Source organism: Pseudodesulfovibrio senegalensis, from assembly GCF_008830225.1.
GTDB classification, from domain to species: Bacteria; Desulfobacterota; Desulfovibrionia; order Desulfovibrionales; family Desulfovibrionaceae; genus Pseudodesulfovibrio; species Pseudodesulfovibrio senegalensis.
Window position 1 is genome coordinate 1 of sequence record NZ_WAIE01000012.1, and the last position, 22,560, is coordinate 22,560.

A 22,560-nucleotide genomic window follows, 5' to 3' on the forward strand; every position below is an offset into this window, starting at 1 on the left:
ACCCCCTACCCGTCAAGCACTTTTTCAAAAAAAAAGCAGGCATTTTTGCTCAAAAACGATAAGCTGTTGTTTTTGTTACTTTTTGAAAAATCAAACCGTGCATCTATTTTTCATCTCGCAACGAACGCAGTGTAAAACTGCGCGTTTCGTCCCGGCAAAGCAATGCAGACGTGCGGTTTATCCGTAGACAAGGGGCAGGATGAAGCCGAGCCATGCACTCATGATCACGGCGCCCGCCACGTTCAGGAATGCGCCGAGCACCAGCATGGCGCGCAGCCGGGCTCCGGGCATCTCCCCGAAGGCCAGCGCATTGGAGGGCGTGGCCACCGGAGTCATGAACGCGCAGGTGGAGGCCACGGAAACCGCAATCATGAGCGGCAGGGGGTCCAGCGCGTGCGCCTGGGCAGCCACGTGCACCACCATGAAGAACCCGGCCACCACCACGGTGTTGCTCAATATTTCGGTGAGGAAGATAACGCACAGCACGGAAAGGAACATCACCAGCCAGCCGGGCATGGGCAGGGAAAGGCCCTGGCGAGCGTATTCGGCGGCCAGTTCGTCCAGTCCCAGAAGGTGTGCCCCCGTGAAAACCAGCACCAGCAGGCCGAGGAACAGCAATCCGCGACCGGGAACGCCGCTCACGACATCCCTTGGCGCAAGCAAGGGCTTTTCTCCACGCACGCGCCACAGGAACAACAGCCACAGGAACACGAGGCTGAACAGGCCGCACGCCAGCGGGGACCATGCGACAATCTCCGGAAACACGGCCCGGGCCAGCGCCTCCAGCATCCAGAAGCCCATGAACAGCAGGAACAGCCCCACCCCGCGCTTCTGCCTCGCGTCCGGATCGCACGAATGGCGCACGCAGCGCATGGTCAGGCGCAATCTGCCGGCCCCGGAGGGCAGGCCCAGCACCCCGGCCGTGAACCACGCGGCCACGACCATGAGCACCACCAGCGGCAGGGACCACAGAAACCAGTTGAAAAAGGTGATGGATTCGCGGCCCGGAACGTTGAGCACGTCCAGAGCCACCAGCAGCACGGCATTGGCCGGGGTTCCGATCATGGTGGCCATGCCGCCGATGCCCGCGCCGTATATGGCGGAAATCATGAGCGGGGTGGTCATGTCGCCCACGCCCTGATCCCGAAAGTCCGTATCCAGGGAACAGAGCACGGGCAAAAGCGTCAGCACGGTGATGGCGTTGGGGATGAACGCGGACAGCGCAGCGGCCGCGCCTATTATATATAGTATAAGAAGGCGGGGGTTGCCCCGGCTGCGGCGCAGGGCCCAGAACACGAATGCGTCCGTGGCCCGGGTCACGACCATGAGCCGATACACGAGATAGCCGCCGCAGAACAGCAGCACCAAAGGCAAGCGTTGCAACGCGCTGGCCGCTATGGCCGAAAAAGCACTCTCCACAGGAACTCCAAAAAGCTCGCGGTCCGGCACCCGCCTCATGTCCATACCGCTGTTGCTGCCGGAACATATCACATCCATCAAGGCATGAACACGAACTTTTTTGCTCTGCTTCCCGCAGAACCGGCTTTTTTCGCGCACGCACATCCGCCTGTTTTCATCCTTTGGGTCTTGGGATATACCTACCCTTCGACACGTAAACCCCAACCCGGAAAATCATGGCCGAATTCGTACATCTTCACGTCCACACGGAATACAGCCTGCTCGACGGAGCCATCCGCATCAACGACCTTTGCCAGCAGGCCAAGGACCTCGGCATGCCCGCCGTGGCCATCACGGACCACGGCTCCATGTTCGGGGCGGTGACCTTTTACATGACCGCGCTGGACATGGGCATCAAGCCCATCATCGGCTGCGAGGTATATGTTGCACCCGGCGACGTGGACGACGAAGACGCCCACACACGCAAGGACAAGCCCGGCCGCTTCCATCTGGTGCTGCTGGCCAAGAACAATACCGGGTACAAGAACCTCATCAAACTGGTTTCCGAGGCGTACATCAACGGCTTCCACTACAAGCCGCGCGTGTGCAAGAACCTGCTGAAGAAACATTCCGAAGGGCTTGTCTGCCTTTCGGCCTGCCTTGCGGGCGAAGTGCCCCGCATGCTCATGAACGAGGGCCTGGAAGCGGGTTGCGACATGGCCCGCCAATATGCGGACATCTTTCCGGGCAACTTCTATCTTGAACTGCAGTCCAACGGCATCAAGGAACAGGAACGGCTCAACGAACTGCTCATCCAATGCGCGGAAAAGACCGGACTGCCGCTGGTGGCCACCAACGATTGCCATTACCTCACGGCCGACGACTACGAGGCCCACGACCTGCTGCTGTGCATCCAGACACAGACCACCGTGGATGCGGAAAAACGCATGCGCATGGATACGCAGGAGTTGTATTTCAAGACGCCCGAGGAAATGGAGCGCGCCTTTGCGCACGTGCCCGAAGCCATAGAAAACACCCAGCGCATCGCGGAGATGTGCAACCTTGAAATCGAGCTGGGCAACTACTCCTTCCCCACCTACGAGCTGCCTGAAGGTGTTTCCCTCGATCAGGAATTCGACCGTCTGTGCCGCGAGGGGCTCAAGAAGCGCATCGAGGCCGCACCCTATGAGGTGGACGAAAAAAAATACTGGGACCGGCTCGAGTACGAACTGGGCGTGATCAACGAGATGGGCTTTCCCGCCTATTTCCTCATCGTGCAGGACTTCATCAACTGGGCCAAGGACAACCGCATTCCCGTGGGTCCGGGGCGCGGTTCCGCAGCCGGGTCCATCGTGGCCTGGTCCCTGCGCATCACCAACCTCGACCCCCTGCCCTACGACCTGCTGTTCGAGCGCTTCCTGAACGTGGAACGCGTGTCCATGCCGGATATCGACGTGGACTTCTGCGAACGCCGCCGCCTTGAGGTGGTGCGCTACACCGCGGAAAAATACGGCCACGACCACGTGGCCCAGATCACCACCTACGGCACCATGAAGGCCAAGGCCGCCATCAAGGACGTGGGCCGCGCGCTGGGCATGACCTTCGGCGAGACCGACCGCATCGCCAAGCTCATCCCCGACGACCCCGGGGTCATGGCCAAGTTGCTGGGCGTGGAAAAGGCCAAGATCACCGTGGCCAACGCGGCCAGGGGCGTGGTCGAACTGCGCGACATGGTCCGACAGGACCCCAAGGTGGCCAAGCTCATCGATATTTCCACAAGGCTGGAGGGGCTTTCGCGCCACGCCTCCACACACGCGGCGGGCGTGGTCATCTCGGAAAAGCCCATGACCGAATACCTTCCTCTCTACAAGGGGAAGAAGGGCGAAATCGTGACCCAGTACGACATGAAAAAGGTCGAAAAGGTCGGCCTGATCAAGTTCGACTTTCTGGGCCTGCGCACCATGACGGTCATCGAGGACTGCCTGGACATCATCCGCCTGCAGGGCAAGGAAGCGCCGGATCTGGACACCCTGACCATGGACGACCCCAAGACCTACGAAATATACTCCCGCGGAGACACGGACGGCGTATTTCAGGTGGAATCGTCCGGCATGCGCAAGTATCTTCGGATGTTGCGGCCGGACTGCTTTGAAGACATCGTGGCAATGCTCGCCCTGTACCGGCCCGGCCCGCTGGGCATGATCGGTTCCCACGGCGTGTCCATGGTCGATGAATTCATCATGCGCAAGCACGGGGAAATCGAGGTCACCTACCCGCATCCTTCCCTGGAGGAAACGCTCAAGCCCACGTACGGCGTCATGGTCTATCAGGAGCAGGTCATGGCCACGGCAATGGTCATCGCCAACTACTCGCTGGGCGAGGGCGACCTGCTGCGCCGCGCCATGGGTAAGAAGATTGCCGAGGAAATGGCCAAGCAGCGCTCCCGGTTCCTTGAAGGCTCGCGCGAAAACAAGATCAACGACGCCGTGGCCAACGAAATTTTCGACACCATGGAAAAATTCGCGGCCTACGGCTTCAACAAATCGCACTCGGCCGCCTACGCACTGGTGTCCTATTACACGGCCTATCTCAAGGCGCACTTCCCGGTGGAATTCATGGCCGCGCTCATGAGCACGGAAATGAACAACACCGAAAAAATCATCATGTACGTCAACGCCTGTCGCGACATGGACATCGAGGTGCAGCCGCCCAACATCAACGCGGGCATCGCGCGCTTTTCCGTGAAGGACGGCAACATCCTCTTTGCCATGGCCGCCATCAAGAACGTGGGCGAGGAAGCCATCGACGAAATCGTTGTCGAACGCGACAAGGGCGGCCCGTTCGCGGACATTTTCGATTTCTGCGAACGCATCAACCTCAAGCGCGTGACCAAACGCGTGCTGGAATCGCTGATCAAGGCCGGAGCCATGGACTGCTTCGACTGCTCGCGCGCCGCCCTGAGCGAGGATCTGGAAAAGGCCGTGGCTCTTGGCCAGAAAAAGGCCAAGGACAAGGAATCCGGCATGCTCAACATGCTGGACATGCTGGGCGGGGGAGCCGAAAGCGACGACTGCGATGCGGCCAACAGCTGCCGTCCCCAGCCCTCGGACACGCCGGAATGGGACGAACGGGACAAGCTGCAGCAGGAAAAGGACGTTTTGGGCTTTTTCCTTTCCGGGCATCCGTTGCTGGCCTACCGCCACGAGATCCGCCGCCTGCGTCTGAACACCATCGAGCAGTGCAAGGCCATGGGCAACGGCTCGCCCGTGCGCGTGGCCGTGATCGTCCCAAGCTACAAGCCGCACATGACCAAAAAGGGCGACATGATGGCCTTTTGCCAGATGGAGGACATGACCGGTTCCGGCGAAGTGACCATGCTGCCCAACGTGTATGCACAGGCCGGGGAACTGCTGGAGGGCGAACGCCCCCTGCTCATAGAGGGCAGGATCGACCTGCGCGAGGAACAGCCCGAAGACGCGCCAAAGCAGGCCAAGGTGCTGGCCGAAAAGGTCACGCTGCTGGCCAAGGCCGTTTCTGGCTCGGACCAACCCGTGTGCGTGTGGGCCAAGTCCGAAAAGGTCACGGACGAACGGCTCGGCAGGCTCAAGGACATCATCAAGCGATATCCTGGCGAAACCACGGTGCAGCTGCATCTGGTCACCGAGGATTCCGTGATCCAGCTACGGCTGGGCAACGGCTGGAAGGTGCTGCCCAACCGCGATTTCTGGTCCGAGGCCGAAGAATGGCAGAACGGCGATCTGGCGGGGAAAGCCTGACCGCCGCGTTGGGTACGCACAGGCCGAGGCTCCCGGCCAAGGCTGGATTGTCAACGGCCCCCATGGTATCTACTGCGCAATGAGTGACACCAAGGAAACCCTGCGCACATCCCTGCTGGCCCGGCGCTCCGCGCTTGCGCCCGAGGACGTCCGTGCAGCCAGCGTTGCCGTGGCCCACGCCATCCGCGCACTGCCGGAATGGAAAAACGCCCGCGAAGTTTTGCTCTACTGGCCCGTGCGCAACGAGGTGGACACGCGCTCCCTCATGGTGGAACTCTGGCAGCGCGGGGCCACGGTGCTGCTGCCCCGCTGCCGGCGCAACCATCCGGGCGTCATGGACATCGCCTGCGTGAACGGCGAACACGACCTCAGGCCCGGCATGTATTCCATCATGGAGCCGCATCAGGACCGTTGCCCGGCCCTTGAGGACTTCCAGCCCGATCTGGCCCTGATCCCGGGCGTGGGCTTTGATGCGGCGGGATACCGCCTCGGTTTCGGCGGCGGCTACTATGACCGGCTGCTGGCCGAACCCGGCATGGGCGACACCCTGTGTATCGGCCTGTGCCACGAATTCCAGCGCGTGAAAAAGCTGCCCGTGGAAACATGGGACAAACCCGTAAACCTGATCTGTTCCGAAAAGAGCATATGTCGAATATAGCCGTTTTCACCCACACCTTCGAAGCCGTTCCCAACGTTTCCTGCGCGTTCACTACCCGTTGCGGGGGCACGAGCGCAAATGAGTTCGCCTCGGCCAATCTTTCCTACGAGGTGGGCGACGAACAGGACACGGTCTACCACAACCGGGTGACCCTGCAAAAACAGCTCGGTTTCGTGCACTGGCAGGAATTGCGGCAGGTACATGGCGACGAGATCGTCTTTGACGGCGCACCCAGCGGTGCGGCACAGAAATCCCTGCGCGCCGGGGACGGGCTGGCCACCACGGACAAGCGCAACGCGCTCATGGTCAAGACCGCGGACTGCCAGCCGCTGTTGCTGACCCACCGCAGCGGCAACTATATCGCCGCCCTGCATGTGGGCTGGCGCGGCAACGTGCTCGGCTTTCCCGCCACCGGGGTCAAGCGGTTCTGCCTGCACTACAAGCTGAACCCCAAGGACGTCTTTGCGGTGCGCGGCCCGAGCCTCGGCCCCATTGCCGCGGAATTCACCAACTTCGCGCAGGAATTCCCGGCCACGTACAAAAGCTTTTTCGACCCGGACACCAACACCGTGGACCTGTGGGCTATGACTCGCGCCCAACTGCTGGCCGCAGGCGTTCCCGACGAAAACATCCACGGCCTGGACCTGTGCACCAAGACCCTGTCCGACTCGTTTTTCTCCTACCGCAACGCCCGCACCACCGGCCGACAGGCCGGACTCATCTGGATCAACTAGGAGCGCGACCCATGGGCATACTCACCAAAATCATCGCAGTGCTCGCGCTGGTCCTGTTCATCACCGGCCAGTTCACCCGGGACAAGCAAAAACGGGCCAAACGACGCCAGAACCTCACCAACATGCTGCTGGTGCTGCTCATCCTCATGGTCGCCTTTCTCATCGTCACGTCATTGAAGCAATAAAAAGGCCTCCGGCGGCCCAGGAACCTTTTGGAAAAGGTTCCTGGGAACCTCCAAAACTTTTTGGCGAGCGGCCCGGCCAGCGATGCTGACCGGGCCGCTGGTTGTTTGGTGGGGTAAATATACGAAGAATAATATGAAAAAAAGCATATCTCAACTTACGACAGCCTTCTTCTTCGTGCTCGTTCACAGGTTAACCTTAAAAATCGATTCAAACCAATCAAGCGGGACAGGGGCTTTCAGCCCTGATTCAATATGAGGTACTATCTGCTTAGTACGCCAATCATCGAAGGTGAAATCTTCCCACGTTTTAAGCTTGGGAAAGTGCTCTTCTTTCAGCATAAGAAAATATGTTACTGGTTCTGCACCGTGGCGATAAAATGTTTGTTTATGGAGGTGTTCGTTGATGTTCACAATTTTGGGGTGAAAAAAATCCCAAAAACTCACATACCCCATCTCAAAAAACAGCGAGTTGGTGGCCCACGGCCACTGCCGTTCTATCTCTGAATACCGTGCAGACAAAACAGCACCGCTCTCACAGATTGCCTTAAACGTTGACTCGGGGGTAGAGTGAAAAACTCGGCCTCTCAAGATTGGGGCCAGCCCATCATCGAAACTCCCGCAGTCGCGCGGTCTCAATTCTTTTGCTACCTTAAGCATGTAGTCTTCATACACCGTCTATAAAAAACTAGTCCATTTCAGCCAAAATCACCTGTCGTGGCTAAATCTTCGTCACAATCTTACCAGTTCCAATTTAAAACTTCTCTCTTTTTCATAGGCCTAGCCCAAACGTACTTTTGAAAAACGAAAAAACATAATACCCACCCGATAATCATACCACTGTTGGAAGTATCCGCTATTAGCTGGTCTAAGATGGGGAGACTTTACAAATTAGATTAAACAGCCGCCATTGCATCCGCAGGATGCAATGGCAGAGAAGGGATGCAAGGGACGTGTCCCTTGCCCGCCGGAGGCCTCTTTTTTCTACATATCCTGGCTGTCCAGGGTGATGGTAACCGGCCCCCAGTTGGTAAACTCAAGGAACATCTCGGCCCCGAACACGCCGGTGGCCACGTTGGCCGGGGCCTTGGCGCGGGCATCGGCAACAAAGCGATTGAACAGGGAATCGGCCAGCTTCGGTTCGCAGGCGTTGGTAAAGGAAGGCCTGCGGCCCTTGCGGCAGTCCGCATACAGGGTGAACTGCGAAACCAGCAGCAGATCCCCGGCCACATCCGCAAGGCTCAGGTTGAACCGGCCCTGATCGTCCGTGAAGATGCGCAGGTTCACGAGCTTGTCCAGCATCTTGTTCCAGATGGCCGAGCCGGGGAGAGCGTCAGTGTCCTCGCGGCCGAAGCCCACCAGCACCAGAAATCCCGCGCCGATCTCACCCGTGACCTCGTCGTCCACCAGCACGCGCGCCTCGGTCACGCGCTGAATGACCAGCCGCATCAGTCCTCCTCCCAATAGGTGGCCTTGGAGGATTCCTTTTCCGACACGCTGACCCACGCGAGCTGCACGTTTTCCGGCAGAGTGGACTTGAGCTCGCGGTAGATGTGCATGGCAAGATTCTCGGAGGAAGGGTTGATCTCGGTGAACGGCGGCACCTCGTTGAGATGCTTGTGGTCCAGCGTATCCAGCACGGCCTTGGTGTGCCGCTTCAGTTCCTTGAAATCCATGAGGTAATGAACGCGGTCGTCCAATTTTTCGCCCTGCACGCAAACCTCGACGCCGAAGTTGTGGCCATGCATGTGCTCACACTTGCCGCCATAGTTGCGCAACTGGTGCGACGAGGAAAAATCCTGCGTGATGGTCAGTTTCCATTTACCGGCCATGTTCTGCTCCCCGCGGTGCTACCGCTCGTATTCGTCCCGGCGCTTCAGGCGTCCATGCACCAGCTCCACCGGGTATTTCTTTTCGTTTTTCAAACACTTGGCCTTGGCCGCCTCCACGAGGTCGAACCCGAGCTCGTCGGCAATGCGCACCAGATACACGAGCACGTCCGCGCACTCGTCCGCAATGCGCTGCCTGCGGTCCGGCTCGGGGTTGCGGCTCTGCTCCTGCGTGAGCCACTGGAGCTGTTCGGCCAGTTCCCCGGCCTCGCCGCACAGGGCCAAGGCCAGATTCTTGGGCGACTGGAACGCGCCCCAATCCCGCTCGTCCACGAAAACGCGGACGGTCTCAGTCAGTTCTTTCAGTGAATCGCTCATGGGGGCGCATTGTCGGCCTTGTCCACTCGCCTGTCAACGGCTATGCTGCCCTTCATGCCCGGCCCTACCGGCCGCACGAGTACATGCAATAAGGAGATGACGCCCATGCGCATGCGATACATGATTTTGGTCCTGATACTGGTGACGGCCTGGGGCTGCGCGCCCAAGCTCAAGCTCTTTTCCTCGGCCACGGACCCGCTGGCCGAATACACCCTGCAGGGCGAGGGCGACGCCAAGATCGTGCTGGTCAACGTGAACGGATTTTTGCAGGACCAGCCCAGCAAAGGACTGCTGCGCTCCAAGCCCGGAGCCGTGCAGGAACTGGTCAGCCAGCTGCGCCGGGCCGCCAAGGATGAGGCGGTCAAGGCCGTGGTGGTCAAGATCAACTCGCCCGGCGGCACCACAACGGCCAGCGACATCATATACCGCGAACTCATGAAGCACCGGGAAAAGACCGGACAGGCCGTGGTGGCCCTGATGATGGACGTGGCCGCATCCGGCGGCTACTACACCGCGCTGGCCGCGGACACCATCATCGCGCATCCCACCACCCTGACCGGGTCCGTGGGCGTGATCTTCGTGCGGCCCAAGGTGGTGGGGCTCATGGACAAGATCGGTGTGGACGTGGAGGTCTCCAAGTCCGGCGAGGACAAGGACATGGGCTCGCCGTTCAGCCCGGCCACGGAAAAGGAACGCAAACTCTTTCAGGACATCATCGACGACATGGCCGCGCGGTTCTATGCGGTTGTGCGCGAACGCCGCCAGCCCACGGAGCAGGCGTTTGCAACCATCCGCACGGCACGGGTGTTCACGGCCGCACAGGCGAAACAGCTCGGGCTGGTGGACAAGATCGGCTACATGGACGACGCCTTTGCCGAGGCGCGCAAGCTGGCCAAGGTGGACGAAGCCCGCGTGGTGGCCTATCGCCGCGACCAGTACCCGGACGACAACCCGTACAACACCATGAGCGCGGCCGAGCCGGGCAAGGCTTCCCTGCTGAATGTGGAGGCCGGGCATTTGCTGCCGCCCAAGGCCGGATTCTATTACCTCTGGAATCCGGGCTGGTAGGCTGGACGCGCACGCGCAAACCGGATAAACGCGCCCCATGGCAACCATCAACGCAGACAACGTGACCCGCTCCGTAGCGAAGCTGGGCCGGAAAACCACCCCGGAACAGGCCGACCTGCTGGCGCGCTACCTCGGCATGCTCGAACAGTGGAACCGCAGGATGAACCTTGTGGGGCCGTCGCGCTGGGAAGACATGCTGGACTCGCTGGTGGTGGACAGCCTGTACCTTGCCGAATTCCTGAACGACCGGACCCTGCGGGCGGACCCGCTCTGCCTTGATCTGGGCGCGGGAGCCGGGCTGCCCGGCATTCCCCTGCGCATGTTCTGGCAAAGCGGACGCTACTGGCTGGTGGAGGTGCGCCAGAAACGGGTCGGCTTCATGCGTTCGGCGCTGGCGCGGCTGGATTTACCGCGCACCGAGGTCTTTCACGGCCGGGCCGAAGACGCGCTGGAGCGGCTGCAGCAGTCCGGACAGGAAAGCACGGCCGACCTGATCGTGAGCAAGGCCTTCATGCCGTGGGACAAATTGCTGGATTTCACCCGACCCATGCTCCGCCCCGCAACGGGTGATCAGGCAGGCGGACAACTGGTGATCCTTTCCAACGACCCGCCGCCGGAAAACGACCTGCCCGACACATGGAACCTGATGGCGGCCGCGTCCTATCCCGTGCAAAAAAAACAGCACTATTTCTGGGCGCTCTCGCCCTGCTGAGGCAATGAATACGCCCTGAAACCGGGGCGGGGGAAAAATGGCAAAAAAACGGACGGACCGAATCGGTTGCCGTCCGTTTTTTATGTGCCGGATAATTTTTTTTTGGGGGAGAGGCGGTTCAGTCCACGGGGATGATGCGCCGCTCGGCGCTTTTGCGCTCCACGGTCACGGTCAGCACGCCGTGCTTGAGCCGGGCGCACACGGAATCGCGGTCCACGGCCACAGGCAGGGAAAAGCGGCGCGCAAACGGGCCGCAGGGCCGCTCCAGAACATGAAAGGCGTTGCTGGACGATTCGCTCCCGGAACGGCGCACGCCGTAGACCAGTAATTCGTTGCCGCGAATCTCCACGGCCACGTCTTCCAGCGCCACGCCGGGCAGGTCCAGACGAAGGGTCACGCCGGTGCGGTCCTCGACCATGTCGGCCACAGGCTTCCAGACCGCGGCCGCGCCGCGCGCCCCGCCCGGACAGGCCTCGCCCATGAGCTGGTCCAGCTCTTCGGCGGCCATGTCCAACCCCATCCACGGATTCCAGTTCATCTTGCCCATCTCACGCTGTTACCTCAATGTAAGGGAAATATAATTTGCCCAAGCTTCTATTCCCTTATAGCATTGTGGAATCAATCTCAACATTGCGAAACAAACACCGGAGAGGAATATGCCGCAGGTGTGCAAAGAGCAGGTCTACAAACCCACGGACACGAATATTCCCCGACTGGGGGAACCCAAAGTCAAAAGCCCGCTCAAGCACGGGCGGTACGTGGATGAAGACGACGCGGTGCTGGTCAACCTTTCCCGCCAGAGCGTCGAAGGCACCAAGGGCCGCAAAAAACGCGACCCCGCCTATTTCGAGCTGGCCGGGCCACGCTCCAACCTCTATTTCGACCCCAGCAAGGCCAAATGCGCGGTGGTCACCTGCGGCGGGCTTTGCCCGGGCCTCAACGACGTGATCCGCGCCATCGTCATGACCGCGCACAACGAATACCATGTGCCCAGCGTGCTGGGCATCCGCTACGGACTGGCCGGGTTCATCCCCTCGGAAGGCTACGACGTGCTGGAGCTGACCCCGGAAAACGTGAGCCAGATTCATGAATTCGGCGGCACCATGCTCGGCAGCTCGCGCGGGCCGCAGCAGGTGGGCGAGATCGTGGACGCGCTGGAACGCATGAACATCTCCATCCTGTTCATGATCGGCGGCGACGGAACCCTCAAGGCAGCGGAACGGGTACAGGCCGAGATATCCAAGCGCAACCTGTCCATCGCCCTGGTGGGTCTGCCCAAGACCATCGACAACGACATCCAGTTCGCCTCGCCCTCATTCGGGTTCGACACGGCCGTGGAAAAGGCCACCGAGGCCATCCGCTGCGCCCATGTGGAGGCCACGGGCGCGCCGTGGGGGCTGGGGCTGGTCAAGGTCATGGGCCGGGAATCCGGCTTCATCGCCGCCCAAAGCGCCATGGCCCTGCAGGACGTGGACTTCGTGCTGGTGCCCGAAGACGAATTCGACCTTTCCGGCGAAAACGGCTTTTTGCAGCATCTGGAAAAACGGGTGCGCACCCACGGGCACGCGGTCATCGTGGTGGCCGAGGGCGCGGGCCAGAACATCATCGGCCAGAGCCGCGAAAAGGACAAATCCGGCAACCCGGTGCTGGGTGACATCGCCGGAACCCTCAAGACCGAGATCAAGGAACATTTTCACAAGCAGGATATCGAATGCACGCTCAAGTACATTGATCCCAGCTACATCATCCGCTCGGTCCCGGCCAACGCCAACGACCGCATCTACTGCTCGTTTCTGGGCATCCACGCGGTGCACGCGGGCATGAGCGGCCGCACCGGACTGGTCATCTCGCGCTGGAACGGCCGCTACGTGCACATTCCCATGAAGCTGATGACCAAGGCCCGCAAGAAGATCAACACCTGCTCCAATTACTGGCGCGCGGTGCTGGAATCCACGGGCCAGCCCGGCAGCATGAAGAACGGCTGATCCCAGACCGCACCTTCCTGAACCACCGAAACCGCCCGGCCTGTATTGGTCGGGCGGTTTTTTACGCCTTCCGTCCGCGCCAGCTTACTACTCTTTAATAGTAATAATAATTTTTATTGATTTAAGCCGTATGGTTGTGTAGGTCTTATAAAATTGAACGCGACAGTGGATTGAAGCGTTTTTTTCAGGCATATAGATAAAAATATCTTTTTCGAGGGGGATTGTATGGATGCTCTGATGCTTTCCCGGTTGCAGTTTGCCGCTGCCACCGCCTTCCACTTCATTTTCGTGCCCCTGACCCTGGGAATGTCCGTGCTCATTGCCTGCATGGAAACCGCCTTTGTCAGGACCGGAAAGGAAGTGTACCGGAAAATGGCCAAGTTCTGGGGAAAAATCTTTCTGGTGAACTTTGCGCTGGGCGTGGTGACCGGCATCACGCTGGAATTCCAGTTCGGCACCAACTGGGCGGGCTATTCCGCCTACGTGGGCGACATTTTCGGTTCGCTGCTGGCCATCGAAGCCACGGCGGCCTTTTTTCTGGAATCCACGTTCATCGGCGTGTGGACCTTCGGGTGGGACAGGCTTTCGCCCAAGGCGCACATGGTCACCGCATGGCTGGTGGCCGGGGCCAGCAACCTTTCCGCGGTCTGGATTCTGATCGCCAACGGATTCATGCAGCAGCCCATGGGCTACGTGATGCGCAACGGCAGGGCCGAGCTGGCGGACTTCATGGCCGTTATCACCAACATGTTCGCATGGCACGAGTTCATGCACACCATTCTCGGCTCGTTTGCCGTGGCCGCGTTCTTTGTCATGGGCGTTTCCGCATGGCATCTGCTGCGCAAGAACGAAACCGACTTTTTCAAAAAGTCCTTCCGGCTGGGTGCAACGCTGGCCATTCTGGCCTCGCTGCTGGTTGCCATTCAGGGCCATTCCCACGGCAACCACGTGGCCGAGGTGCAGCCCGCCAAGCTCGCGGCCATGGAATCGCACTGGGAAACCCAGAAATACGCGCCCATGTACCTGCTCCAGATTCCGGGCCAAAAGGGCAACGTGCTGGAGGCCATCCCCATTCCGGGCCTGCTCAGTTTTCTGGCCTTCAATGACCCCTCGGCCGAGGTCGTGGGCCTGAACGACATCCCCGCAGACGAGCACCCGCCCGTGGTGCTGACCTTTTTGGCCTTCCGGGGCATGGTCGGGCTTGGAACGCTCATGATTCTGGTGGCCGGGTTTGCGTGGCTCAAGCGCAACACCATTGAGGAATACCCGAAATTCCTGAAGATTCTCCCGTTCCTCATTCCGGTGCCCTACATCGCCATCGAGTTGGGCTGGATCGTGGCCGAGGTGGGACGCCAGCCATGGATCGTGTACGGCCTCATGCGTACGTCGGACGGGGTTTCCAACGTCACGGCGGCGCAGGTGAGTTTCTCGCTCATCGTCATGTCCGCCATCTACACGCTGCTGGGCATCTGCGGCATCTGGCTCATGATGCGCTTTGCCAAGCAGGGACCTGTGGAAGGCCACTAGGAAACAGACGAAAAAGGAGAAGAAACTATGGAATCTCTGCACTATACCCTTGCCACTGTCTGGTTCCTGCTCTGGGGCGTGCTCTGGGCCATGTACTTTGTGCTCGACGGCTTTGATCTGGGCGTCGGAACCCTGATGCCCTTTCTGGCCAAGAACGAAACCGAAAAACGGGTCATGTACAACTCGGTGGGGCCGTTCTGGGACGGCAACGAGGTCTGGCTCATCAGCGCGGGCGGCGTAACCTTCGCGGCCTTTCCGCTGGCCTATGCCCAGATGTTCAGCGGGCTGTACACCCCGCTCATGCTGCTGCTCTTCGCCCTGATCCTGCGCGGGGTCTCTTTCGAATTCCGCTCCAAGGTGGACAGCGCGGCATGGAAAAAGGTCTGGGACACCTGCCAGTTCGTGGGCAGCTTCCTGCCCGCGCTGCTGCTGGGCGTGGCCTTTGCCAACATCTTCCAGGGACTGCCGCTGGACGATACGCACCTCAATCAGGCCAACATCTTCCAGCTGCTCAATCCCTACGGGTTGGCCGGCGGCGTGCTCTTCACGGTCATGTTCGTGCTGCACGGCGCGCTGTGGCTGTCCATCCGCACGCAGGGCGACCTGCAGCAGCGGGCCAGCAACCTCGCCATCAAGCTCTGGCCGGTGCTGGTGGTCATCACCGTGCTGTTCCTGGCCTTCTCGGCCGTGAGCACGCAGCTCTTCGGCAATTACCTGCAGACCCCGCTGCTCTTCGTGGTGCTGGCCCTGCCCGTGGGCGGGCTGGTGCTCATGCGCGTATACATGGGCGCGGCGCGCTGGTGGGCCGCATGGGGAGCCTCGGCCGTGTTCATCGGCGGCACGACCATGTTCGCCATAGTGGGACTGTTCCCGGCCATCATCCCGTCCAAGCCCAATCCGGCCAACAGCCTGACCATCATGAACTCCGCGTCCAGCGAGCTGACCCTCAAGATCATGCTCGGCGTGGCCGTGGTCTTCGTGCCTATCGTCATGCTCTACCAGTTCTGGGCCTACAAGAACTTCAGCCATCCCGTGGACGAGGCCGAGTTGGAATATTAAACGGCAAGAATTGGGGAGGGCCTTTTGAAAAAGGCCCTCCCCAAACCCCTCCCCCAAAACTTTTTGGCGAGCGGGCCGGTCAGCTTTGCTGACCGGCCCGCTGTTTTGCGGCGTGATGGAATCAATGAAAAATCAATTTTCAGGCATGGCCTGAACAGGACATGAAAAACCATCCACACATCCCAACCCGTTCGGCATCCGAAAAAGGCAGGGCAAAACAGGGCCAAGGGACGCGTCCCTTGCGGGTGCAGCTATCAACCTTCAACAAAACAGAAAGGGGCGGAGAAAGGGTGGAGAGCAAGGCGCAAAATCAATCCTGTGGTGACGCGTATTCCAAATACGCGAGCCGCAGGATTCATTGCAGCAACGCAGCTATCAACCCTTTATCCGCCCCTGTAGATGTTCCCGCCCTGCAACGGCAGCAACAAGGCGGGAAACATCATGAGGGCACCGGGGGCAATCGGTGCCGTCCGGGCAGAGCCGGAGAATGGAAAGGGAAAATTATTCGAGCGGTTCTTTTTTTTCCGAAGGACAGGAGCCATCCGCGTTCTGCCCGGAACCGCCGCAGGCGCCGCAGTCCCCGCTGCATCCGCAACCGGATTTTCCGGTCATGGATTTGTGCATGCGCCGGAACACGTACACCCCGGCCAAAACAATAATGATCACTGCAATGATGGTATCCATGGTCCCTCCCTACTGCCCTGCTGGGTCGCCGGACAGGGCGTCCAAGTCGTTGCAGGTTGGTTTGATAATGATGCACTCGGCCGAAACCGCAAACGAATCGAGCACCAGAACACGCGCCCCGGCACGTTCGATGGCCGAGGCAATGTCCACACGCGGGTTCCAGACACAGACTACCACATGGACATGGTTGCCGGCCAATGTCCGCTCCAATTCTCGCACGTCCCGATCGGTCCAGCGGTGTTCGGCCCTGCTCCTTTTTTTCGCCTTGCACGCAAGCCTTTTTCAAGAGTCTGCCGGATCACGGTTTGCAATTAATCCAAGGGCGGGCCCGCGAGGACCCGCCCTATCATATGCGTCCGTTGGATTATCGGCTATTTCATGTCCACGGCCTTGACCCAGATCACGGCATCCTGAGACAGTTCCTTGCCCTTGTATTCGGTGTCCGGACCCACGCCCAGTGCGGCAAAGCCCCACCAGCCGGCCTTGGGGATGCCAAAGGTGATGTAGCCTTCGGAGTCGGTGAAGATGGTCTGGGTGACCATGGAATCATGCGGGTATTCCACGGAACCCTTGGCGGGCATGGCGTTCTTGGTCATGTCGGGCATGTGGTTCATGAATTCCACTTCCACTTCGGCGCCGGCAACCGGCTTGCCGTTGGAGAGCACCTGCGCCTTGAACACGTTGCCGGTCCACACGCCGTAGGGCTTGATCAGGGGCACGATTTCGCACGGCAGGCCCACGGGATCGGCCCAGTTGCCCGGGATGCCGCCCACGTTGGCGATCAGCTTGGTGATCTGCTGCATGTAGATGCCTTCTTCCTCTTCAAAGTAGTAGCCCGGCACAAACACGAAGGTATAGTCGCCCATGGAGCGCACGACCTTCTTGGGCAGCATTGCGGAGTAGGCGGTATTGGAGGAAGCCGGGTTGGTCCACTTGATTTCCTTGACGTAGGGCATCAGGTCGGTCTTCTTGGCCTTGGCGTCGCCGCGCTGGGAAAGGACATAGAACTCGTTGACTCCGCCCATATTCATGGTGTGGCCCGCTTCGGCCGGGTGGGTGAAGACCATGCGGAAGTCCATGTCTCCGCCCTTGTCCATGGCTATTTCCGGGGTGTACACCATCATGAAATGCGCGGAAGCCGGAATGGCCATGGCCAAAACGGCCACCAGCGCGAACGCTGCAAAAATACCCTTTTTCATCACTGACTCTCCTTTGAATTGATTGAATTTGATTCCTGTTTTCATTTATCTGAGAAAAAATCGGGGGCCGAACCGTCCGGCCCCCGAACATGACCTTGAACTATTCCACGATGTCGGCGCCGTTGATCTCGACTGCGTGGCCTTCGCCTGCATCAAAAAGAACCGTGTAGCTGCCTTCGGGCTTCTTGAAGTTGAACTCGCTGTCCGCATTCATGGCGCCTTCCTGCAGCACCTTGCCGGAGCCGTCCTTGACGTACATCTTGACGCCCGAAGCGGACGAGCCGTCCGAGAAGCCGCCTTCGCAGCTCACGGTACCGTCACCGTTATCAAAGCAATCGCACAGGGGGGTGTGGGCAAATGCCGTGGCGGCCAAGGCCAGCACGGCCAGTGTCATTGCGGTAATCATCATCTTTTTCATTGGGTACTCCTCCTAACAATCCTGTTTACACGTTTCACGTATTTCGACCTTTTCCGGCTGACGATCCGGAACAAACGCCATGACCACAGTGGCTCCCACGCACAGGGCGTAGAATGCCCACATGGCCTGAAAACCCGTCAGCCCGAGCAGGGTTCCGCCGGTGAAGACCAGCGTTGCCACGGCAAGGCCCAACAGGGTCTGGTATGCGATGGAAAAAACCATCCACTTGGTGGACCCGGACTGCATGCGCACCATGATGGAGGTGGGCACGCACGGGGGATACAGGGCCATGAACAGCATGAGGGCCAACGCGTGCAGGGGCGTAAACCCGGCCTCGCCCGCCTTCATGCTCTCCTGCACCGAGCCGCTGCCGTCGATGCCATAGATGGCCCCGAGGGTGGCGGCGCTATTTTCCTTGGCCGCAAATGCGGACAAAAGCGCGATGTTGATGCGCCAGTTGAACCCGGCGTAGCGGGTGACCGGCTCAAGCGCACGGCCCATGACGCCCAGGAAGCTGGACTCGAAACGCTCGGTGCGCATTTCGCGACGCAGTTTCTTGCGCAGTTTGACAACCTTCTTGTAGGCCTTGTTCAGCTTCTTGCCGTCCGCGCCCTTGCGCTTGACCACGGCATAGTAGACCGGATTGGCCTGCTGGAACGACGTGTTCACGGCCGCGGCCTTTTCCCTGTCGGTTATGCCGCGCTTGGCGTCCTTCAGGCTGTCGGCAAAAAGAATCATGGGCAGAACGTCGTCGGCCGAGATTTCGCCCTTGTACCCGGTCTTGTCCACGGCCTTCATGAATGTGGCCGTGGCCGCCTCCTGCTTGGCCCGGTATTCGGCCATGCGTTCCCGGCTCAGGCCCGGGAAGTTGATGAGCACGAACACCACCACGGCAACCGCGATGACCACGGTGACGATCTTCTTGAGAAAGAGCCAGATGCGCTCGAACGCGCGGCGCAGCACGCCGGAAACCGTAGGCAGGTGATACGGCGGCATCTCCATGATAAAGGGAGCGCTCGGCTGTTTGCCCAGCACGGTGAGCGAAAGCACCTTGGCCACGGGCAAGGCCATGAACAGGGTCACCGTGGCGATGAAGAACATGGTCAGCCCGCCCTGATCCTGAAAATAGGCTCCTATCAGGATAAGATAGAGGGGCACCTTGGCCAGGCAGTTCATCATGGGCACGATGAGAATGGTGGCCAGCCGCGCGCGCTCGTCCGGGATGGCCTTGGTGGCCATGACTCCGGGGATGGCGCAGCCACCCACGTACACCCCGCCCAGAATCAGCGGCAGGGTGGATTGGCCGTGCAGGCCGAAACGGCGGAAAAGCCGGTCCAGAATAAAAGCCATGCGCGGCATGTAGCCGCTGTCTTCCAGAATGGCGATGAGCGCGAACAGCAGGAAGAAAATGGGCAGGTAGTTGAGAATGGCCGTGGTGCTCTTGACCACCCACGTGCCCAGCCCGAACAACAGTGGATCGCTCAAAAAACCCGGCTGGGGCAATATGCTGGCCGTGAATGTCTCCAAGGCGCCCCACACGGGCCAGACCTCGCCCGCGACCCAGTAGCCGAAGACGATGGAAACCTCGTACAGGATGAACAGGATGGCCAACAGCACCAAGGGACCGAAAAAGCGGCTGCAGACGTATCTGTCCGCGCGGTCCGAGAGGCTGGCCTTCTTTTCCGCGGGCAGGGTCATGAATTCGCGGCAGATGCCTGCGCAGGCCTTGTGCCGCGCAAAAGCGATATGCCGTTCGGCGGGAATCCCCGCCTCCTGTTCGAATTCGCTCCGCAGGCGCTCGATCTCACGCACCAGCTCGTCCGCGTCCGCGTTGTCCGCAGTGACCAGCTTGGTGACCTCGGCGTCGTTTTCCAACAGCTTCAGGGCCACCCAGCGGGACGGATAGGACTCCGGCAGTTGCATCCGGGCCACCACGCGACTCTGCATCTTCTGGACGTGCGGCTCCATGACGCCGTAATCCACCACAAAAAACTTTTCCGGCTCCTTTTGGGCCTGCTCGTCCAGCACCCGCTTGATGTCCTTGCCGCCCACCCCGGCCTTGCCCACCGTGGGCACCACGGGAATGCCCAGATGCCGGGAAAGTCCTTCGTGGTCCACAGAAATGCCCCTGCGCTCGGCAACGTCCATCATGTTCAGGTCCAGAACAACCGGCGCTTCCATCTCCAGCAGTTGCAGGGTCAGGTACAGGTTGCGCTTGAGGTTGGAGGCGTCCACCACATCCACGATGACGTCGGGCCTGTCCTGCAGGATGAAATCACGCGCAACCCGCTCTTCCAGCGAATAGGAACTCAGGCTGTATGTACCGGGAAGGTCCACCAGCTCCACGCGCCCGGAATCCGTGCGAAAAAAACCGGTCTTCTTTTCCACGGTCACGCCCGGATAGTTGGCCACGTGCTGGCGCGCCCCGGTGAGCATGTTGAAGACTGTGGACTTGCCGCAGTTGGGTTGCCCGGCAAGCGCAACAAGAAGATTTTTGCGGCTCATGCTATTCCACCTCCACATGACGCGCTTCGTCATGCCGGATGCTCACGTGGTAGCCATCCAATTCCAGTTCCACGGGGTCCACCAGCGGGGCGTTGCGCACCACGCTGATTTCGGCGCCCGGATAAAAACCCAGATCCAACAACCGCTGGCCCAGGGCTCCCGAGGCCGTGAGGTCCTTCATCACGGTCGCGGTGCCGGGTTTCAATTCATCAAGAGTCATGCCGTTTCTCCGCCTTTACGCTGTGTTTGTGCCGGACCGAATCAGGCCACCAGCACCTTTCCGGCGATGCCGCGTTCCACAATGACGCGCCCTTCGCCAACGCAGACCAGCATGGGTCCGCGTCCATTATTGATGATCTCCACAAAAACGCCCGGAACAAGCCCCAGGGACTCCAGACGGGTCTGCGCCCTGCGGCCTGCGTCAATGGCCACAACCATTGCGCTGTCACCTGCCGTCAATGAACTCAATGTCCTTCCGATTTCCATTCCCTCACTCCGGTCTTGCAATTGCACGAACGTGCTGATAATGAATTTCGCTATCATAAATAGGCCGCAGGTCGCGGCCTGTCAAAGGAAAAAAGAAAATGCCAATCGTTTGCAACAAACTCAGCCAAACCCTGACCGCAGCTAGTCGAAAATGAAAACAATTTTCAAATTCGGCCAAAACACGGATTCGGGGCGACAAAACAGGCACTTTGCCGCTGACAAACAGACGCATTTCACAAGGCGGAAAACCCCATGAACGGAACAACGAGAATCTTTCAGGACTATCTCAAGGCCAACAGGCTCAAACTCACCAGCCAGCGCAAGCTGATTCTGGACATCTTCATCAGCGGCTCCCAGCTGCTCACGGCCGAGGAATTGTTCCGGCAGGTCTCGGGCATCGACCCGGGAATCAGCCTTTCCACTGTGTACCGGACATTCAAGCACCTGCAACAGGCCGGACTGGCGCGCTGCGTGCACTATGGAGACGGCACCACGCGCTATGAACCGAGCGACGGCCAAAAGTCATATCTGGTCTGCGAGAAATGCGGCAAAAAGATTCCCATCATCAACCCGTATCTCGAATGCCTGCAGCAGGAAAGCGCCCGGCAGGAGGGATTTCGCATGTTCCGAAGCCGCACCACCATCTACGGACTTTGCCACGAATGCCTCAAGGAACACATGCCCTGCCAGCCGCAGGACGCCACACAACATTAACCTTTCGTCAGGAGACGCTCATGATCATCAGAAAACCTCTTGTCGCCGCCAGCCTGCTGGCCGCGGCCTGCCTGCTCTGCCTGCCCACAAAACCGGCCACCGCGCATTCCCTGTTCATTCAGGCCGCCCGCTACCACGTATCCAAGGGCAAGGTCTCGCCGCTCTTTTTCTGTTACGGGCACCACTTCCCGGTGGACGACGCCGTGCGCAAGGAAAAGCTCCACAGCGTGCAGATCCAGTCGCCGGACAAATCCGTGGCCCCGGTGCAACTGCGTGACGGCAAATCCCTGCATTCCTATATGGTGGACTACGAACAGCCCGGCACATACGTGCTCAGCGCGGAAACCACGCCCGGCTACTTCACGCGCTGGACCGACAAGAAAGGACGGAAACGCCATTCCATCAAGCCCATGCAGGCCATCGCCCAAAAGGCCGCGTCCGTGGAAACCAGCATCTTCAGCAAGCAGTGGACCAAAACCTACGTGACCTGCGAAAAGCCGAGCAGCCCGTTCCCGGGCTGCATCGGCATGCCGTTGGAGCTGGTCCCGGCCCAGGATCCTTCCACATACAAGAAAGGCGAAATCGCCGAGTTCAAGGTCTACCGCTACGGCAAGCCCTACACGGGCGTTGGATACTGGGATGCCACCTACAACGGCTACTCCACCGTGGCCGAGGACATGTACGTGCAGCGCACCGAGGTCAGGGACGGGGTGATCAGGCTGCCGCTGGACACCACGGGCCGTTGGTTCGTGCGTTTCTTCATCAAGACGCCGGCCCCGGAAAACAAGCGCGACGAGTATCTGACCAGCAAGCTGACCAGCACCCTCGTGTTCGAAATTCCCAACGCGCGCAAAAAACCCAAAGTGGACGGGCACTAAGAAAATACAACGGGCCGTTCCAACGGGGCGGCCCGTTTTTTATCCTCTGCTTGTTTGAGCGGCACTCCACCTCGTGGGCTTGAGCGGGGTAAAGAGGAAAGCGACCAATCAACCAACGAAAAAGCGACGAGTCATCAGGCCGAATGAACGCATTTTGCTGCCGCACGGAGTAAGAGCACGTACTCACTGCGACAGGCAGCATGGGGCTTGCCCGAAAAGTATGTTTAAAGCGCGAGCCACCAAAGCCGCCAATCGACGGAGGGATCACCGGAGCACCCGAAGCGCAGCGACTGTGCGACGGCCCGCAGGCGATTGTTGCGGGGTGCGGCGAGGGCTTTCAGGGGCGACGGGAATAAAGGATTTTTTGCCT

The 22,560-nt window shown here is 59.9% G+C and carries 25 protein-coding genes; 11 read left to right on the forward strand and 14 right to left on the reverse strand.

What is annotated here, in order from left to right; genetic code table 11:
* Nucleotides 1-177: 177 nt before the first annotated feature.
* Nucleotides 178-1,464 (reverse strand): SLC13 family permease, encoded by a 1,287-nt coding sequence (locus F8A88_RS15495; RefSeq protein WP_241667502.1) that lies wholly within the window; start codon nt 1,462-1,464, stop codon nt 178-180.
* Nucleotides 1,465-1,634: 170 nt separating this feature from the next.
* Between F8A88_RS15495 and dnaE the strand changes: the two genes are divergently transcribed.
* From dnaE to F8A88_RS15895, 4 genes are all read left to right on the forward strand, one after another.
* Nucleotides 1,635-5,174, forward strand: coding sequence for a DNA polymerase III subunit alpha (gene dnaE / locus F8A88_RS15500; RefSeq protein WP_151152095.1), 3,540 nt, complete (start codon nt 1,635-1,637; stop codon nt 5,172-5,174).
* Between the two features lie 79 nt (nt 5,175-5,253).
* Entirely contained in the window at nt 5,254-5,832 is a 579-nt protein-coding gene (locus F8A88_RS15505) for a 5-formyltetrahydrofolate cyclo-ligase (RefSeq protein WP_151152096.1), read from the forward strand.
* On the forward strand, nt 5,820-6,566 hold the full coding sequence (locus tag F8A88_RS15510; protein WP_151152097.1) for a purine nucleoside phosphorylase YfiH/LACC1 family protein: 747 nt from the start codon (nt 5,820-5,822) through the stop codon (nt 6,564-6,566). Before F8A88_RS15505 ends, F8A88_RS15510 begins: the two co-directional genes overlap by 13 nt.
* Before the next feature lie 11 nt (nt 6,567-6,577).
* Complete coding sequence (locus F8A88_RS15895) at nt 6,578-6,751, forward strand: hypothetical protein (RefSeq protein WP_170283801.1); 174 nt, start codon at nt 6,578-6,580, stop codon at nt 6,749-6,751.
* A gap of 183 nt (nt 6,752-6,934) precedes the next feature.
* Here F8A88_RS15895 and F8A88_RS15515 read toward each other — a convergent pair whose 3' ends face one another.
* The 5 genes from F8A88_RS15515 to F8A88_RS16060 all read right to left on the reverse strand — a co-directional run bounded on the left by F8A88_RS15515 (nt 6,935) and on the right by F8A88_RS16060 (nt 9,077).
* On the reverse strand, nt 6,935-7,408 hold the full coding sequence (locus F8A88_RS15515) for a hypothetical protein (protein ID WP_151152098.1): 474 nt from the start codon (nt 7,406-7,408) through the stop codon (nt 6,935-6,937).
* A gap of 324 nt (nt 7,409-7,732) precedes the next feature.
* Nucleotides 7,733-8,197, reverse strand: a complete 465-nt coding sequence (gene dtd / locus F8A88_RS15520; protein WP_151152099.1) for a D-aminoacyl-tRNA deacylase — start codon at nt 8,195-8,197, stop codon at nt 7,733-7,735.
* Nucleotides 8,197-8,580, reverse strand: coding sequence for a 6-carboxytetrahydropterin synthase QueD (gene queD, locus F8A88_RS15525; RefSeq protein ID WP_151152100.1), 384 nt, complete (start codon nt 8,578-8,580; stop codon nt 8,197-8,199). The genes dtd and queD overlap by 1 nt, the downstream gene beginning before the upstream one ends.
* Before the next feature lie 18 nt (nt 8,581-8,598).
* Nucleotides 8,599-8,955 carry a MazG-like family protein gene (locus F8A88_RS15530; protein ID WP_151152101.1) on the reverse strand — a complete coding sequence of 119 codons (357 nt, stop codon included), beginning with the start codon at nt 8,953-8,955 and terminating at the stop codon, nt 8,599-8,601.
* Entirely contained in the window at nt 8,952-9,077 is a 126-nt protein-coding gene (locus F8A88_RS16060; RefSeq protein WP_277752592.1) for a hypothetical protein, read from the reverse strand. Before F8A88_RS16060 ends, F8A88_RS15530 begins: the two co-directional genes overlap by 4 nt.
* Here F8A88_RS16060 and sppA point away from each other — a divergent pair.
* Both sppA and rsmG read left to right on the forward strand, forming a co-directional pair.
* A complete protein-coding gene (gene sppA, locus F8A88_RS15535) occupies nt 9,067-10,023 on the forward strand; it encodes a signal peptide peptidase SppA (protein WP_338325296.1) in 957 nt (318 codons plus the stop codon). The two genes, F8A88_RS16060 and sppA, sit on opposite strands and share 11 nt — an antisense overlap.
* A 37-nt stretch (nt 10,024-10,060) precedes the next feature.
* The gene (rsmG, locus tag F8A88_RS15540; RefSeq protein WP_151152103.1) at nt 10,061-10,735 is read left to right on the forward strand and encodes a 16S rRNA (guanine(527)-N(7))-methyltransferase RsmG; all 675 of its coding nucleotides are present in this window, start codon (nt 10,061-10,063) and stop codon (nt 10,733-10,735) included.
* A gap of 118 nt (nt 10,736-10,853) precedes the next feature.
* Here rsmG and F8A88_RS15545 read toward each other — a convergent pair whose 3' ends face one another.
* Complete coding sequence (locus tag F8A88_RS15545; protein WP_161598450.1) at nt 10,854-11,273, reverse strand: Hsp20/alpha crystallin family protein; 420 nt, start codon at nt 11,271-11,273, stop codon at nt 10,854-10,856.
* Nucleotides 11,274-11,391: 118 nt separating this feature from the next.
* Between F8A88_RS15545 and F8A88_RS15550 the strand changes: the two genes are divergently transcribed.
* The 3 genes from F8A88_RS15550 to cydB all read left to right on the forward strand — a co-directional run bounded on the left by F8A88_RS15550 (nt 11,392) and on the right by cydB (nt 15,306).
* Nucleotides 11,392-12,720 carry an ATP-dependent 6-phosphofructokinase gene (locus F8A88_RS15550; RefSeq protein ID WP_151152105.1) on the forward strand — a complete coding sequence of 443 codons (1,329 nt, stop codon included), beginning with the start codon at nt 11,392-11,394 and terminating at the stop codon, nt 12,718-12,720.
* A gap of 225 nt (nt 12,721-12,945) precedes the next feature.
* Entirely contained in the window at nt 12,946-14,247 is a 1,302-nt protein-coding gene (locus F8A88_RS15555; RefSeq protein ID WP_151152106.1) for a cytochrome ubiquinol oxidase subunit I, read from the forward strand.
* A 27-nt stretch (nt 14,248-14,274) separates the two neighbouring features.
* Nucleotides 14,275-15,306: a cytochrome d ubiquinol oxidase subunit II gene (cydB, locus tag F8A88_RS15560; protein WP_151152107.1), complete on the forward strand. Its 1,032-nt coding sequence runs from the start codon at nt 14,275-14,277 to the stop codon at nt 15,304-15,306.
* Nucleotides 15,307-15,807: 501 nt separating this feature from the next.
* Here the strand turns inward: cydB and F8A88_RS15565 are convergent.
* From F8A88_RS15565 to F8A88_RS15595, 7 genes are all read right to left on the reverse strand, one after another.
* The gene (locus F8A88_RS15565; RefSeq protein ID WP_151152108.1) at nt 15,808-15,990 is read right to left on the reverse strand and encodes a FeoB-associated Cys-rich membrane protein; all 183 of its coding nucleotides are present in this window, start codon (nt 15,988-15,990) and stop codon (nt 15,808-15,810) included.
* A 9-nt stretch (nt 15,991-15,999) separates the two neighbouring features.
* On the reverse strand, nt 16,000-16,188 hold the full coding sequence (locus F8A88_RS15570; RefSeq protein ID WP_151152109.1) for a hypothetical protein: 189 nt from the start codon (nt 16,186-16,188) through the stop codon (nt 16,000-16,002).
* A 173-nt stretch (nt 16,189-16,361) separates the two neighbouring features.
* Nucleotides 16,362-17,189, reverse strand: coding sequence for a DUF4198 domain-containing protein (locus tag F8A88_RS15575; protein WP_151152110.1), 828 nt, complete (start codon nt 17,187-17,189; stop codon nt 16,362-16,364).
* Between the two features lie 100 nt (nt 17,190-17,289).
* The gene (locus tag F8A88_RS15580; protein WP_151152111.1) at nt 17,290-17,607 is read right to left on the reverse strand and encodes a hypothetical protein; all 318 of its coding nucleotides are present in this window, start codon (nt 17,605-17,607) and stop codon (nt 17,290-17,292) included.
* Nucleotides 17,608-17,619: 12 nt separating this feature from the next.
* On the reverse strand, nt 17,620-20,112 hold the full coding sequence (gene feoB / locus F8A88_RS15585) for a ferrous iron transport protein B (protein ID WP_151152112.1): 2,493 nt from the start codon (nt 20,110-20,112) through the stop codon (nt 17,620-17,622).
* A 1-nt stretch (nt 20,113) separates the two neighbouring features.
* Nucleotides 20,114-20,332, reverse strand: a complete 219-nt coding sequence (locus F8A88_RS15590) for a FeoA family protein (protein ID WP_151152113.1) — start codon at nt 20,330-20,332, stop codon at nt 20,114-20,116.
* 41 nt (nt 20,333-20,373) lie between these two features.
* Nucleotides 20,374-20,598 (reverse strand): FeoA family protein, encoded by a 225-nt coding sequence (locus F8A88_RS15595; RefSeq protein WP_151152114.1) that lies wholly within the window; start codon nt 20,596-20,598, stop codon nt 20,374-20,376.
* Nucleotides 20,599-20,850: 252 nt separating this feature from the next.
* Here F8A88_RS15595 and F8A88_RS15600 point away from each other — a divergent pair, with 252 nt between their 5' ends.
* Nucleotides 20,851-21,312 (forward strand): Fur family transcriptional regulator, encoded by a 462-nt coding sequence (locus tag F8A88_RS15600; protein WP_151152115.1) that lies wholly within the window; start codon nt 20,851-20,853, stop codon nt 21,310-21,312.
* 20 nt (nt 21,313-21,332) lie between these two features.
* Entirely contained in the window at nt 21,333-22,190 is an 858-nt protein-coding gene (locus tag F8A88_RS15605; RefSeq protein WP_151152116.1) for a DUF4198 domain-containing protein, read from the forward strand.
* Nucleotides 22,191-22,560 lie beyond the last annotated feature (370 nt).

Coding starts and splice junctions, on each gene's coding strand:
- F8A88_RS15555 (WP_151152106.1), top strand. CDS start 12,946: ATGGATGCTCTGATGCTTTCCCGGTTGCAGTTTGCCGCTGCCACCGCC.
- dtd (WP_151152099.1), bottom strand. CDS start 8,197: ATGCGGCTGGTCATTCAGCGCGTGACCGAGGCGCGCGTGCTGGTGGAC.
- F8A88_RS15545 (WP_161598450.1), bottom strand. CDS start 11,273: ATGAACTGGAATCCGTGGATGGGGTTGGACATGGCCGCCGAAGAGCTG.
- F8A88_RS15530 (WP_151152101.1), bottom strand. CDS start 8,955: ATGAGCGATTCACTGAAAGAACTGACTGAGACCGTCCGCGTTTTCGTG.
- F8A88_RS15510 (WP_151152097.1), top strand. CDS start 5,820: ATGTCGAATATAGCCGTTTTCACCCACACCTTCGAAGCCGTTCCCAAC.
- F8A88_RS15575 (WP_151152110.1), bottom strand. CDS start 17,189: ATGAAAAAGGGTATTTTTGCAGCGTTCGCGCTGGTGGCCGTTTTGGCC.
- cydB (WP_151152107.1), top strand. CDS start 14,275: ATGGAATCTCTGCACTATACCCTTGCCACTGTCTGGTTCCTGCTCTGG.
- F8A88_RS15515 (WP_151152098.1), bottom strand. CDS start 7,408: ATGCTTAAGGTAGCAAAAGAATTGAGACCGCGCGACTGCGGGAGTTTC.
- feoB (WP_151152112.1), bottom strand. CDS start 20,112: ATGAGCCGCAAAAATCTTCTTGTTGCGCTTGCCGGGCAACCCAACTGC.
- F8A88_RS15595 (WP_151152114.1), bottom strand. CDS start 20,598: ATGGAAATCGGAAGGACATTGAGTTCATTGACGGCAGGTGACAGCGCA.
- F8A88_RS16060 (WP_277752592.1), bottom strand. CDS start 9,077: ATGTATCGCATGCGCATGGGCGTCATCTCCTTATTGCATGTACTCGTG.
- F8A88_RS15505 (WP_151152096.1), top strand. CDS start 5,254: ATGAGTGACACCAAGGAAACCCTGCGCACATCCCTGCTGGCCCGGCGC.
- sppA (WP_338325296.1), top strand. CDS start 9,067: ATGCGATACATGATTTTGGTCCTGATACTGGTGACGGCCTGGGGCTGC.
- F8A88_RS15565 (WP_151152108.1), bottom strand. CDS start 15,990: ATGGATACCATCATTGCAGTGATCATTATTGTTTTGGCCGGGGTGTAC.
- F8A88_RS15600 (WP_151152115.1), top strand. CDS start 20,851: ATGAACGGAACAACGAGAATCTTTCAGGACTATCTCAAGGCCAACAGG.
- F8A88_RS15895 (WP_170283801.1), top strand. CDS start 6,578: ATGGGCATACTCACCAAAATCATCGCAGTGCTCGCGCTGGTCCTGTTC.
- F8A88_RS15550 (WP_151152105.1), top strand. CDS start 11,392: ATGCCGCAGGTGTGCAAAGAGCAGGTCTACAAACCCACGGACACGAAT.
- queD (WP_151152100.1), bottom strand. CDS start 8,580: ATGGCCGGTAAATGGAAACTGACCATCACGCAGGATTTTTCCTCGTCG.
- F8A88_RS15605 (WP_151152116.1), top strand. CDS start 21,333: ATGATCATCAGAAAACCTCTTGTCGCCGCCAGCCTGCTGGCCGCGGCC.
- F8A88_RS15580 (WP_151152111.1), bottom strand. CDS start 17,607: ATGAAAAAGATGATGATTACCGCAATGACACTGGCCGTGCTGGCCTTG.
- F8A88_RS15590 (WP_151152113.1), bottom strand. CDS start 20,332: ATGACTCTTGATGAATTGAAACCCGGCACCGCGACCGTGATGAAGGAC.
- dnaE (WP_151152095.1), top strand. CDS start 1,635: ATGGCCGAATTCGTACATCTTCACGTCCACACGGAATACAGCCTGCTC.
- F8A88_RS15495 (WP_241667502.1), bottom strand. CDS start 1,464: ATGGACATGAGGCGGGTGCCGGACCGCGAGCTTTTTGGAGTTCCTGTG.
- rsmG (WP_151152103.1), top strand. CDS start 10,061: ATGGCAACCATCAACGCAGACAACGTGACCCGCTCCGTAGCGAAGCTG.